The 14,615-nt window shown below is 36.9% G+C and carries 8 protein-coding genes; all 8 read left to right on the top strand.

Going from position 1 to position 14,615, the window contains the following annotated elements:
• The 8 genes from IE199_RS12185 (at position 1) to IE199_RS12150 (ending at position 14,258) form a co-directional block, all read left to right on the top strand.
• A complete protein-coding gene (locus IE199_RS12185; protein WP_189770841.1) occupies positions 1-3,279 on the top strand; it encodes a DEAD/DEAH box helicase in 3,279 nt (1,092 codons plus the stop codon).
• A complete protein-coding gene (locus IE199_RS12180) occupies positions 3,276-4,769 on the top strand; it encodes a hypothetical protein (RefSeq protein ID WP_189770839.1) in 1,494 nt (497 codons plus the stop codon). Before IE199_RS12185 ends, IE199_RS12180 begins: the two co-directional genes overlap by 4 nt.
• On the top strand, positions 4,769-7,189 hold the full coding sequence (locus IE199_RS12175; protein ID WP_189770837.1) for an AAA family ATPase: 2,421 nt from the start codon (positions 4,769-4,771) through the stop codon (positions 7,187-7,189). Before IE199_RS12180 ends, IE199_RS12175 begins: the two co-directional genes overlap by 1 nt.
• Positions 7,189-9,030, top strand: coding sequence for a DUF2357 domain-containing protein (locus IE199_RS12170; RefSeq protein WP_189770835.1), 1,842 nt, complete (start codon positions 7,189-7,191; stop codon positions 9,028-9,030). The genes IE199_RS12175 and IE199_RS12170 overlap by 1 nt, the downstream gene beginning before the upstream one ends.
• A gap of 652 nt (positions 9,031-9,682) precedes the next feature.
• Complete coding sequence (locus IE199_RS12165) at positions 9,683-11,308, top strand: serine protease family protein (RefSeq protein WP_189770833.1); 1,626 nt, start codon at positions 9,683-9,685, stop codon at positions 11,306-11,308.
• Between the two features lie 14 nt (positions 11,309-11,322).
• The gene (locus IE199_RS12160) at positions 11,323-12,639 is read left to right on the top strand and encodes a trypsin-like peptidase domain-containing protein (protein ID WP_189770831.1); all 1,317 of its coding nucleotides are present in this window, start codon (positions 11,323-11,325) and stop codon (positions 12,637-12,639) included.
• Between the two features lie 4 nt (positions 12,640-12,643).
• Complete coding sequence (locus IE199_RS12155; protein WP_189770829.1) at positions 12,644-13,315, top strand: hypothetical protein; 672 nt, start codon at positions 12,644-12,646, stop codon at positions 13,313-13,315.
• Positions 13,299-14,258, top strand: a complete 960-nt coding sequence (locus IE199_RS12150; protein WP_189770827.1) for a hypothetical protein — start codon at positions 13,299-13,301, stop codon at positions 14,256-14,258. Before IE199_RS12155 ends, IE199_RS12150 begins: the two co-directional genes overlap by 17 nt.
• The last annotated feature ends 357 nt before the right edge of the window (positions 14,259-14,615 follow it).

Here is a 14,615-nt window from a genome sequence, read left to right as displayed (position 1 = left end):
ATGAATACACAAGATCTTAAACATTTAACTCAAGAAAAGATAATTGAAGTTGCTATAGAAGAGGATGCTATTTCGGCTTTTGATTGTGAACAAGACATCTCTTTTCACATTATCCACGATGAGCTGTTTATGAAACAAAATGAGCTTTTGGCACAGGTTACTAACGCTGAAGTATTTGATAGCTATGGTGACATTGAGCACTTTATTTGGATACCGATTTCTAAACAAGAAAACAAGGTGCTTATTCAAGCGATCCCCTGCTTTTCGAATAATTTGGATTTTCATGAGCTGCAAGTTTCTGTAGATGAAAACACTATTGAGCAAGTTGCTAAACTCGCAAAGCTAAAAAACAAAGACATTGATAGCGTAACAGATTGGCTAAAAAACGAGTTTGTACTTGATGTAAATAACCAATCGAAAGTGCTCATAGCAATCAGTAATGCTAGCGTTGCTGAAAATAGAGGGCTAACGATTGTAGGGAAAACGAGTTTGCTAGAAGTGCAATATACTCCAGAGCAAAGGATGTGGGCGAAATCGGTTAAGAAATTGCGCCGTAAGGTTAAGTTCGATTTGAGTTCTATAGATTGTGAATTATCGTTTGTTGACTATACGGTTGCAGCTCGAATTCAAGACCCTTTAGTGAAGCAAAAGCTTGAGGAGTTAAATCGAGATAATTCAACATACATAAACTTATGGAATCAATACAACCAAAAAGTTAAAGAAAAAGCGGTGGAACTTGCCAATAACGCTGGCTTTGTTCGTTATATCAAAATCGATAAAGAAGACTCGGTTGATGGTGTGAAATGGAAGTTTTACTTCCAAGAAAAAGATATTGAGAAAGTTAAACAGCTTGCCGCAATTTTAAGAGAAGAGCCTAACCATACGTTAGAGATCAACAAGCGCTTGCCTAGCTGGTTAGAGAATAATATTGGTGATATAGGGCTTGAAAAGGATGAAAAGGTAGAGAGTATTGCTGCTCAATTTTCGGGTCATACTAATCAGTATATAACTCTCAATTTAAACTCTTACGGAAAGCCTGAAGATAAAGGTGTTATTTATTTGTCAATTAGTGGCTCAATTGTACAAATGCAACGACGTGAGCAAGCAAGGGATTCAATAACAGGCTTTTTGAATCCAATGAAAGACCTACGTCTTTTAATTGAAGATCAAGATTTTAGTATTTCTAGGCAAAAACAAGCCAAAAATAAATTGAAGCCGTTAACCGCTGCGGCGAGAAGATCATTCAAAGGTGAGCCAACGGCAAAGCAGATAGAAGCATTAGATGTCGCTCTTAATACACCTGATATTGCCTTAATTCTCGGCCCTCCAGGTACGGGGAAAACCCAAGTTATTAGTGCGCTGCAAAATAGGTTGGCAGAAGAGCATAAAAGCAATTTAACGGGGCAAATACTACTTACTAGCTATCAAAATGATGCGGTGGATAATGTCATCGCTAGATCTGAGGCATTTGGTATTCCGGCGATTAGAGCGGATGACAATACCCGCGCCCCTTATTTATTGGAGCAGTGGAGTCAGAAACAAACAAGTAGTTTAACTGAAGTTGCGAATGAGTTAGCTCAAAATGACGGCAGTTATAAAATTATAAAAAACATTCGCAAGGATATAGCGACAATTCTAGCTTCTCGTGTAGATAAAAAACAAAAACACGAGCGGATAAAAAGTCTTCTTGAGGATATTGATAATCTTAGGATAAATCACGGTTTTGATATACCTCAGTCCTTGAAAGCAAAACTTGAGCAACAGTTTGACACTCAAGTCGATGAGAACAACCCAACTTCTAATTCTTTGTTGCTGAGCCAAGTTAGAGGTTTACGAACCTCTGAACGAGCGTATGACGATGATGGCTATGAACAGTCTTTCAAGTGTCTATCCGCTTTACGCAGAACGGGGCGATACGAAGAAGAAGTTGAAGTTCTTGATGAAATTATCGAAAAGCTGACTCTCAGTGCTGAAGATTTTGAAAAAATTAAAGAAATCAAAAATAAGTTACTCGATGATTTAATCCCCGATTACCGACCTAAGTCGTTACAAGTTGAGCTTTCAAAAGAAGAAATATCAACGCTTCATCAATTGAATGAAGTTATCGCTAAACACGCAATGAATTGTGCAGCGGGAATACCTGATGTTATCGAGGAGTATTTAGACTTAATCAAGTATCAACCGGATTACCTTGCAAAAAGTGTAAGAGACTACACAACGTCAATTGGTGCATCGTGCCAGCGCTCTGCGGGTCAACAGGTTGTAAAGTATAAAGAGCAAATTAATGCTTCTTTAGATGAAGTTGGCGAAGACTTTACCTTCGATACGGTCATTGTGGATGAAGCTGCCAGAGCAAACCCGCTTGATTTGTTTATTCCAATGGCACTGGCAGCGAAGCGGATCGTATTGGTTGGAGATCACTTCCAGCTACCGCAAATGTTAGAACCCGATATTGAAAAAGAAATGATTGAAGCAGGTGACTTGCAACAAGAGACTGCCAAAGCAATCAAAATGAGTCTTTTCGAGCGATTATATACGCAATTGAAAGCTCGCCAAGCCAAGGACGGTATTCAACGAACTGTGATGCTAGATACCCAGTTTAGGATGCATCCAGATATCGGCGGATTTGTTAGTCGTTCGTTTTATGAAGCTGAAGGAGAGCCAAAACTTGAAGCAGGCTTAAGTAAAGATCATTTCGATCTCGGTATTGCTAAGTATAAGGGTAAAGTAGCCGAGTGGATTGACCTGCCATTACAGTCAGGCAAAGAGCAGCGTTCAGGTACTAGTTGGCAACGCGATTGCGAAGCACAAAAAGTTGTTAGTGAAGTGCAAGAGTTGTTTGCAGAAAATCCTAATTTAAGTGTGGGTGTGATTACCTTCTTTGCAGCTCAGCGAGAGTTAATTTTAAATAAGCTTGCGCAAGCAGGCATTTGCCAAAAATCAAAAGATGGTTGGGAGTATCTGCCTGGCTTTAAAACAACTGAAGAAGGAGAAGAAAAAATTCGAGTTGGCTCTGTTGATGCTTTTCAGGGGAAAGAGTTTGATGTGGTGATTCTATCAACGGTTCGCTCTAATGACTTTTCGGCATCAGATGAGAATGCATACCGAAAAAAATATGGCTTCATTCGCACACCAAACCGTTTAAATGTGGCGTTTAGTCGAGCTAAGAGTTTAATTAAAGTTGTTGGTGATAAAGCGATGTTTTCTGGCGAGTCAGCTGAAAAAGCCATTCCTCAAGTATGGGCATTTATTCACGAACTCTGTGGGGTGAAATCATGATTACACATAGAGATATTCAAGATGCTTGCTACTTGAAAAGTAAGCTGAATCGATACCAGAATGAAAAAGATATCTTTTGGCCGTTTTATCTATGGCGGGTAGCTGCGCCCAAAAGTAAACCAAGTTTAAATATTTTTCAGATGTTGGTGTTAAAGCTAATTTTGGCAGGGTGCCGTGACAACGAAAAATTATGCCGATATAGCAATTTAGATAAAGAGCTTATCAGGCACATATTAGCTCAGTTAACTAATGACGGTTACCTTGACGGTTGGAGCCATACAGACAAAGCCAAGCAGTTACTTTTAGGTGTAGAAGAATCTACAAACGAGAAAACAAGTTATTACATACTTCAAGATGCAACAACGGGAAAGTTGATGCCGAGGGTACTTTCTACACTACCGCACATTGAAGGCATGGATTTCAGTGAGCGTTTCCCTCAATTTGTTCGAAGTAAAGGCTCTGGGAAGTTAGTAAAGCCCTTGTTAATAAGTAATAGCGTTAAGCCAGAAGCGCCAACGTCAGAGCAAATGAACACCAGCTTAAGAGCCTATCGCAGAGTATTGAACCAGTTAAAGCAAGCTGATTTTTATATATCTGACGATGCGTTGGAAGTTACCTACTCAATTGAGTTTATTGAGCCTGAACCTATCGCAGCGTTTATCCACACCAAGCTATTTTCAACAATTTCTGGTGAGCGCTCGTGGTATTTATCTGACCCAACGGGACTAACGGAAACCCTTCCTGAGCTTAATGATGTTGCTGAACAGTTGTTGGATTCAAATAAGCACTTTGCTTCCAGAGTTAATGAGGTTATGGGTATCGCTGAAGAAGGGTATGTATCCAGTTACCAAGAACAAATTCTTCAATTTGAAGAGTCAGCAAAAGTTGAGTTGCTGTCAAAGTACCCTTGGGTTCAAAAGTACCCGTTAATTGAAAAACATTTACTTGGAATGCTGAGAGTTAAGATGCAAGTAAATTATGAGTCATCCCCTCGATTTGAGTTGCTAGATAGTTTGCTAAGTGAATTACAACGTGTTTTAGAGGCTTGGTTGAAAACATTTATCCAGCCTCAAGAAGCAAACTCAGAATGGGAAAGGTTGGTTGTTGAATGGGATGGAAAATGGCCTAAATACCAACAAAACAGAAATCGACTTAGAGAAATGTATTGTCGCATTGATGGGGTAAGCCATGAAGTGGGATATCAATTAGCTACTGTTCCACCAAAAAGCATTAGAAGTGCTTTGACTCATGGTAATCAGTCTTTAAAGCCTTTAGTTGCAGCAATGTTACTAAAGTATCCAGATGTAATTGAATCAATAAACCAACGCTATTCTGAATGGTTAGATCTAATTATTCCGCTAGCTAACGATAGAAATCAATTCGCTTCTCACGCTGGAGGTGAAAATATTTCTAAGGGTAGTGTTTTAGAGCATTTAAATGCTGTAGATGAATTATTGATAGTTTTAGAAAGTTTTTTAGGAAGTAAATAATGGCAAAACGAAACAAAGCACGGAAGCAGCCTGTAGCTGCAAATGTAACAAATACCCCAAACCCTACAACAGATAAAATAGGTAGTGCATTAGCTGCCGTTGGCAATTTTGCAGCAAGCGATAGCGATTCAGTTTTAGGGGCAATTGCAGACCAATTTAGACAAGTAAAAGCTTCTCATGATGCTGCAAGTGAAGAGCAAAAAAAAGAAGCATCAGAATCTTATGGCAACGATATTCAAACTTTGGTTGGCGAACTTAAAAAACTAGTAGAGCAAAACAAGAAGATTGAAGCGGATAATAAACAGAGTTTATCAAGATCAAAGCAATTAGAAGACTCGGTTGAAGAACTTAAAAAGAAAATCGAGTTAGAAAAAAAAGAATTAGATAAGCAATCTAAAGAGCTATTAGCGAACAAAAAGAAGAATGCAGAAGATACGGCTGAAATAGCCAACAAACTCGAAGAGCTAAAAGAGCAAGAACTTGATGCTGAAAATGGGTTTGCCGCAAAACACATGGAAATGCTGGATTCGTTTGAGGAAAAGCAAAATAAGCTTCGCGAATCATTGGAGCAGAAAAAATTAAATCTTGAAAAAGAAGTAGCTGAGCTAACTAAAGCAAAACAGTCGTTGAATGAAACGGAAAAAGCCTTGCTCGAAGAAAAGCTACAAAAGTTATCTTCTAAAGAAGCTGAGTTAGACGAAAAAGAGTTCCAATTAAACCAAGAGAAAATACTAATTGAGAGAAAGCGTAAGCAAGCACAACTAACCAATGAAGAAGCGAGTAGTTTTAAAATTTCACTAAAAGATGAAATTGAAAAAGAATTCACCTATCAGATATCTTCACTTGAAAATCAGAAGTCTAACCTTGAAAAGCAAATTGCTCAGTATGACCAAGGTGAAAAGCAGTTACTTGAAAAGTTGAGTTCATTTAAGGACATAGAGAGACAATTTGGTGACGCTACGCCGCAAGAGGTTTTAGAGCAACTTAATCATTACAAACAAGCGGTAAACAAACTGCGTTTGCAGTTAGATGAGAAGCCTAGCGAACAGCTTGAACAAAATTACAAAGAGCTTAAAAAGACCTACGAAGCATTAGAGCAAGAATACAATAATGCTCATGCAGAGCTACAGCAAAACAAAGTGCAGCTTACAAAAAGTAGAATGTCCGTTATTGAGTTAGAGCAAGTTCAAAAGCAGAAACAAACTTTGGAAAAACACAATCAATTACTTAAGGCCGCAGTTGATCAGTTGAGCGCTGATGTTGATGATCTAGTTAATAAGCAACAGGCTAAAACCGCATTCCCAGCTCTTTTAGAGCTTGATAGCAAACTTAGAGCTAAAGGGATAACAGAGTCTATTCCTTCATTAAGAAACTTTGCAGAAGAGCTTCAGCATCGTATTGCTTGGGACTCTCATGAACAGAAAGAATTGTACTATCGCCTTGAAGATATTTGGCTGTTTATTGCTGGCCTTGCTATGAGCCGTTTACATATCCTACAAGGGATCAGCGGCACAGGTAAAACAAGCTTAGCAAAAGCATTTGCAAGAGCTGTTGGTGGTGGTGTGAAAACCATATCTGTTCAAGCTGGCTGGCGTGATAAAGGAGATTTAATTGGTCACTTTAATGCGTTCGAGAAGAAGTTTTACGAGCAAGAAACTTTACAAGCTTTATATGAAGCACAATCACCGGCATACAGTGATCGTCCATACATCGTTTTACTAGATGAAATGAACCTTTCCAGACCAGAACAATATTTTGCAGAATTTCTTTCTGCTTTAGAGTTAGATCCCAAAGACCGTATTCTTACGTTGATGACAACAGGACAACCTAATGGGCCTGAAAAGTTAATTGACGGAAGAAAAATTAAAATACCCGAAAACCTTTGGTTTATTGGCACAGCTAACCACGATGAAACAACGTTTGAGTTCGCTGATAAAACTTATGACCGCGCCCATGTAATGGAGCTTCCAAGGCATAAGAATTCGTTTGAAATCAACAAAGATCTTGAGCAAGTGACTTACAGTTTTGATTCACTTGAGGCAGCCTTTGAAGCGGCAGCTAACAAACATAACTCTCAAGTTACTAAGCTTATTAAAGCATTAGATAGTTCTGAGCTTTCAATGATTTTAGAGGATGAATTCAATGTTAGTTGGGGCAATCGACTAGAAAGGCACCTGATTAGATTTATACCAGTGATGCTTGAGTGTGGTAGTGATTTGGGTTTTGCCTTGGATCATATGTTAGCAACTAAGGTGCTAAGGGCGGGTAAAGCGACTGGCCGCTATGACACTGAGCATGAAGATATTTCAAACCTTATTGATGCATTAAATGATTTTTGGCGTACTCAAGGCTTTAATTCCAAACCTGAAGCGAGCTTGAAACTCTTAAACAATGAATTGAAGAAAAAGAGTAGTCTTTAATGATTACTTGGTATGACAGATTTAACGGGAAGTTAGTAAAACAGCTTCCTGAAAAAATTGTGTCTGGAAGATATGCGGCTCAGGCACCGTGCATTTTTAATGGACATTCAAATATTCAGCCAGATGATTTTCTTATTAGTGATGGAACTGAAAAGTTTCACATTGGATCTCAAGTAGGCTCATTTATTCATAATGAAAAGTCGGAACAACTTGAGACCGAATTAGAAATTATCGAGAGTGCAATACTCGCATATCAAGAAGCGGTTGACTTCGGGAAAGATAGCTCTTTTCTTATACCAGATAAATTACTTGCTCGCTTTGAATTGACTAAATTTGAGGAGTTACTAGTTGATGTCCTAAAAAAAGGGCATCTCCAAGAAATTGCCAGACGGCCTAGAATGGAGTTAATTTATGAAGAGCATCTTGTTCCAGTATCTAGAGCTAAAAAAGTAGCAGGCTCTGCCAATGCTTACCTAGCTTCTCATTCAGAGTGTTGGCAAACCAGGACATTAACTGGTGTGATCCCTAAACAAATCCTCGCTTTAGAAAGTGAAGACCAGCTCAATATTTATGAAAATCGAGTGTATGTGAAACTACTGGGTAATATTGAGCAACATTTAGTTAAGCGCATTTTAGAAGTTAAAAAATTAGAAGAAATATTCAAGCAAGCAGTGAGCTTTCAAAATGCGGAAGGTATTTATTTCGAGTTGCGGGACAGTATCTTTACCTTATGGGGAGAAGGCTTTTCTGATGATGAACAGGCGGATGATGCCGCAGTACACGGAATAGCAACACTTGAACTGTTAACGAAGATGTTGAAAAAAGTAAGAACATTACAACATTCAGGTTTGTACCTAACGTTAACTCATAATATTCATGTTCCGCTTAAGTTAAATATGACCAACGTTTTGTCACATGACCAGCATTATCGTCATGTAGCAAGGCTATGGAATAGTTGGTTGGATACCCAGCAAGCTAATAACCTCGATCCTGAACAAATCTTTCAACGAAATAAGAAGCTTGCAGTCGCATATTCACAATATTGTCGTGACTTAGTGAAACGAACATTGCATGAACTTGGTTTTAATGAATTGACACCAAACTGCTTTAAAAGAAACGGAAACCAGGCCATTTATCTTGAGGTAACAACTGGCTCTGAAATCGTATTAAAAACACCTGAACATAGTTTGTTCTTTATTCCGTGTTTCACCAATAGTATTGACCTCTCAGACACAGAGTTGATGGAAAACAGTCAAAGGATATTGCTTTCTTTAGGTTCTGCTGTAGAAATGAATGAAAAACATCTTTGTACTGCACCAACCAATTTTTATTCATTAGAACAGCTAGCTGTTTTGATTTCGAAGTGGTTAATCAGTCAAACATTGAGAACTATTGGAATTACAGTATCTAAAGCTCCATCACTGCTTTTAAAAACGTTAAACCGAATGAATGCAAATGGCTATTGGAAGCTTGAGAATAATAGCATCACCATAATAAAGCCATGTCTAGCTGCTAAACCCAAGCTACTGGAGTTTAAGAAAGAGCATAAGCAGGATGTTTCTATCGCTCAGGCAGTTGATGCAGTTACTGAAGCCGCAGAAAGATTTGAAGAGTTGTTGTATTGCCCTTGTTGTGGCGCAAAAGCTGATGAAGACCAATGGATTTCTAGAGATGACAATTGCTTTGCAATTCGAAACTCTAGCTGTAATCACTTATGGGAGGTTAATCGACAAGCGAATGGCAATAAAGTATTGCTGGTTAAGCCTGGTAAAGAGAACCAGAATTATTTGAGCCATACTTTGGAAAATTTCGGAAGATTTTACGCTTGTATTCCCTTGTAGGTACTTTTAAGTAATTTATATATTTCAATTGATTGTGTTTTATAGGGTAAAGTTATTTACCATTCTCATAGAGTGAATTCGTGAATAGAGCAATGCCTAAGTTCATACGGATATATTGCAACACCACACTTTGAGATAATAAGTATTTAGCTTATTGACGTAAAAGGTGTGACCTTTAAAGTTAATTAAAACAGTTTGTTATGAGTTTTTTTTGCGGTTCTAATCTTTATGATGTAAAGCCAAGGTTGTTTGTATAAAATTTAAATGTCTAAACATGTTCATTTTTAGGGGCTAAAAACAGTCTTGGAAAGGTAGTTTGTCAGTAATTTAGATGTCGAGGCACACTATTTTGCGTTCATGTAATTAAGTTGGTTAATTCAGCTATAGGGCAAAATTGAAAAGCGGATCTTAATGATCCGCTTTTTGTTTGTTAGTTTATTAGTGCTGACTATATTTGAACTTTTACGTACTCTTAATTGGCGCTTGTAATTATGTTTTAATATCACCACTATAAAAGTTGTTAGAAGCAATTTATAGGGGAAGTAAAAAGCACTTTTATTGGATTATAAAGGAAAATTGAAATCAGTTTATTAATTGAACAAAATTTGGCATTATAAATCCTAAAATTAATCAAAGGATTGGTGCAAAACTAGTGCGTTTCATAATTCTATTTCTTTATTTTTTTTCTTTTTCTTATGTTGTACATGCAGCAGATGTTCAAATAGTAACAGATGTTGCAAAAGGGCAAGGGTTTTTTTATACGAATGAAGGAAAATGTTTTGTTGTAACTCCTTCGCACGTTATTGAAGACGCAAAACAGATAAAAGCATTAACAGCCAGCCGCAAATCATACGATGCTAAATTGGTTAAGAACTTTGAAATTGATCTGGCGTTGCTAGAGCTTAAAGCTGAAAAGAAAGTGTGTAAAGGAGCTGTATTCAGTCAACCTACTAAGCTTTCGTCACTGCTTAAAATTTATGAAGAGGGCGTTTTAAAAAGTAAATTGGCTGATGGTAGTACGCTACAAACTAAAGTCAATATCGTAGGAGTTGATGAAACTGAGTTTTTACAGATTAAGCCACAAAAAATTAAAACCACTCTAAAGCAAGGCTATAGTGGAAGTATTTTATTCATTGCTAATCAACCTTCTGGAATTTTGTTAGAAGTTGATGATGGCAATGGGTATGTATACAGAGCTGACGCTTTAAACAAAAGGTTAGAAGAGCATTTCTACCCAAATGGGAAAATCAATAATTCTCCAAAAGAAACTCCGGCTATAAATGAGAAAATTGAAGGAAAATTAGCACAAGGGCAAACTATAGAATTTAAATTTTTTGGTGAAAAAAATAGTCCCATAGAGTTTATTAAGGTTCCGTCCGAAGAAAGTGTTTTATTTCGGGTTGAGATAATAGACGGCAATGGTATCACGCAGTTTAAGAAAAATGGTCGTTCAAGTGGGACCAGCTTTTCCGGCAAGCAAGAAAGCTACGCATTTACCCCTAAAAAAAGCGGCACCTTTACCTTTAAAGTAATAGGTCGAAAAGGTAATGGTTCATTTGGCTTTCGAATGAATCTAATTGCGCATGACTCAGAGTTGAGCGGTGAAGGCAATGTTATTGAATTGGGTGATGAATTCTCAGGACGTTTAGCAAAAGGTTCAATTGCAAAATATAAATTTTATGGAGAAAAAAATAGTCCCATAGAGTTTATTAAGGTTCCATCCGATGAAAGTGTTTCATATCGGGTTGAGATAATAGACAGCAATGGTATTACGCAGTTTAAGAAAAATGGTCGTTCAAGTGGAACCAGCTTTTCCGGCAAGCAAGAAAGCTACGCATTTACCCCCAAAAAAAGCGGCACCTTTACCTTTAAAGTAATAGGTCGAAAAGGTAATGGTTCATTTGGCTTTCGAATGAATCTAATTGCGCATGACTCAGAGTTGAGTGGTGAAGGTAATGTTATTGAATTGGGTGATGAATTCTCAGGACGTTTAGCAAAAGGTTCAATTGCAAAATATAAATTTTATGGAGAAAAAAATAGTCCCATAGAATTTATTAAGGTTCCATCCGATGAAAGTGTTTCATATCGGGTTGAGATAATAGATGGCAATGGTATCACGCAGTTTAAGAAAAATGGTCGTTCAAGTGGTACCAGCTATTCCGACAAGCAAGAAAGCTACGCATTTACCCCTAAAAAAAGCGGCACTTTTACCTTTAAAGTAACAGGTCGTAAAGGTAATGGTTCATTTGCCTTTTTAATGAATGATTTTAATCATTAAGGTGAGCTTGAATAATGATCTTAATCGCGAAATACATAAACAAAGTGATGAAACTACCTATGCTCAATTGGAATAAAAATTTCGTATCTCGTTTTAATTTAACAATTTGCTTATTATTTTTTTCTTTTTGTTCGTTTGCAGCAGATGTTCAAATAGTAACAGATGTTGCAAAAGGGCAAGGGTTCTTTTATTCGAATGAAGGAAAATGTTTTGTTGTTACTCCTTCACACGTTATTGAAGACGCAAAAGAGATAAAAGCTTTAACAGCTAGTCGTAAATCTTACAAAGCCAAATTGGTGAAAAATTTTGATATTGATCTGGCGTTGTTAGAGCTTAAAGCTGAAAAGAAAGTGTGTAGAGGAGCCGAGTTTAGTCAACCTACTAAGCTTTCGTCACTCCTTAAAATTTATGAAGAGGGCGTATTAAAGAGTAAATTGGCTGATGGTAGTACGCTACAAACTAAAGTCAATATTGTGGGAGTTGATGAATCTGAGTTTTTACAGGTTAAGCCACAAAAAGTTAAAACCATTCTAAAGCAAGGATATAGTGGAAGTATTTTATTTATCGCTAATCAACCTTCTGGAATTTTGTTAGAAGTTGATGATGGTAGTGGATATGTATACAGAGCTGATGCTTTAAACAAAAGGTTAGAAAAGCATTTTTATCCAAATGGAAAACCTAATAATTCCCAAAAGGAAACTCAGACTATAAATGAAAAAATTGAAGGGAAATTAGCAAAGGATCAGACTGTCGAATACAAGTTTCAGGGCGAAGCTAATAGTGCTGTAGAGTTTGAGATGTTGCCAACAGATGGTGAAGTTCGTTATGACTTTTACATATTAGATAGTCGCGGTAAAAAATTATTTTCAGATGGCGAGTTTTTTTCCAATAGAGAGTATCGCTTTACTTTTACACCGCCTAAGAGTGGAACTTATACCGTTCGTTTAAAAGGCAAGCGAGGTCACTCTTCTTACCATATAAAAATGTCTCAATGGTCATTAGATGCAGATTTGCGAGGTGAAGGTAACGTTATTGAGATAGATGATGAAATATCAAATCGATTTGCTAAAGATAGCGTTGCTGAATATAAGTTTCAGGGCGAAGCTAATAGTGCTGTAGAGTTTGAGATGTTGCCAACAGATGGTGAAGTTCGTTATGACTTTTATATATTAGATAGTCGCGGTAAAGAATTATTTTCAGATGGTGAGTTTTTTTCCAATAGAGAGTATCGCTTTACTTTTACACCGCCTAAGAGTGGAACTTATACCGTTCGTTTAAAAGGCAAGCGAGGTCATTCTTCTTACCATATAATATTACATGCGGGAGAATAGTGTAATGAGAAAACAGCTTCTATTTGTAGGGTTGACGTTATTATCACTAAGTAGTTATGGCAATACTATTTCTATATTAAGTAAAAATATTAACGAGTCATATAGCAAAACAGTAAAAGTTTCAGGCTCATTTTTTCTCGGGTTTCAATTTAGTCAGAAGAGCAATATCGATAAGTTGAATGTTCTGTTTCCAAGTAAATCTACAGGAACATTGTGCATTGATATATCAAGTATTGATGGGCGGTACAAAGCAAGTTTAGAGCACGAGCTTACTCAAGCCGTGTCAAAGTTGAATCAACTAGAATTTCCAACTCAATACCAAACAGAGCTGACTAGTTACAAGCCCAACGAGCTAGCAGTTAAGGCGACATTAGGTAAAAGTTGTAGTGACCGGAATAGAAAATCGCTTTTAGCGTCATGGAGCGGAAACATTGAAGGTGAACATCCTGTCCTACTAATTCGAAGTGACGCTAGAAAAGATGTTGTCTTTGTCCCAAATATTTCTAAGAGCTTTAAATGTAAGAAATTTAAAAATGAATATAAAGTCACTTATGATAAATATTGTGAATTAAAAGGAATTGATATAACAGAGGTTGGTTCGATAAAAATAAAACGCAAAAATTTACAAAGTATCCCAGATGAAATTATTGAATTAGTTTATGACAGTAAAAAATAACAACAATAAACGTGTGAATGTAGATTCGAAGGCAAAGGGATGGCAAAAATTCCTTTTAGGTATATTTGTAGCAACAGAAGAAATGCCCTACACGGCAAATCAATTTGTTAGAGAAGCAAATGAAAGCGCTAAACATAAAGCTATTTGGGCTTTAGCAATACTTTTTTGGGCGTTTTTAGCTGGAATTTTTTTTATATCCTTTTTATTTTTTAGTAACTCTAATACATTGTTTAATGTTGTTGCCACTACAGAAAAAATCAACGTTAGCTCATTTAATCAAATCCACTACCCAAATTGGTTGTTAAAAGAAGCTACGTTATACAATGATTGTGATGAATCGTCATCTAAGGTCTCTGGCTTATTAAAAATTTACAATGATACATCTATTGAATTCCTGAGGTTAGGTACTGGAAATCTACAAATTACGCTGACTACTGAAGATAATGATTCTGTTGGGGAAGTTGAGGGATATTCGGAGCAATTGTCAGATTGTGTTGTTGTAGAATATGAGGTCAAGTCTCATGAATCTTTTACTATGGCTATTGATGGAGTAGTGAAAATTGGTGGAGAAATAAAAGAGTCTGTGACGAGAACTCCAATATTACTAGATGGAAAGATTTCTATTGCAGATAAGGCGGTATTGTCGCAGGAGTATTACTTATCTGAACCATACGAACTAACTGTTGGAGATATGTTTTCAATAAAGGATCAGACAGTTCAAAGCTCTGGCTTTGTCTTAGTAAATGAATCTCCGGGGATGAAAATTACCTATGCCAGTAAGGGAACAATTGGTGTAGTTGATCGATACAAGACTGAGAGCATAGGTTTAAAGAATAGTTTTTGGACAAAATTATATAATGATGAAACCGTGATTTTACTTTGGGTATTGTTGGGAGCTTTTTACACAACGATCAAAGTATCTATTCGTTTCTGCATAGAGTAAAAAATGTAATTTTTAACCAATTAAATTGCAACTGGGGTTTTAGGCATTTTTCATTTAAGGATTAAATTAACCAACTTAATTACACATGCCCAAGTTGTATCCCAAAAATATAGAAGCGAGCTTAACGGCTCGCTTTTTTTGCTTCAAAATAATATAACTTTGGGTGTCTAGTTAAATTAGTGACACATACCTCTGATTCGTATTTGAATTTCATAACGGTAATGCGTAGGCCAGCGCTAGGATATTCAAAGTAAACTGTGATCATCATACTAAACTGCAAGGTGAAAATGCGATTGCCGAAGATAAATGATAAGAACTATCAATTGTCACCGAGCTCTTTTTGGTAGGTGTCTGGTT

The sequence above is a fragment of the Thalassotalea marina genome (genome assembly GCF_014656435.1).
Classification (GTDB): Bacteria; Pseudomonadota; Gammaproteobacteria; order Enterobacterales; family Alteromonadaceae; genus Thalassotalea_C; species Thalassotalea_C marina.
This window is presented reverse-complemented; position numbering and strand designations above follow the sequence as displayed.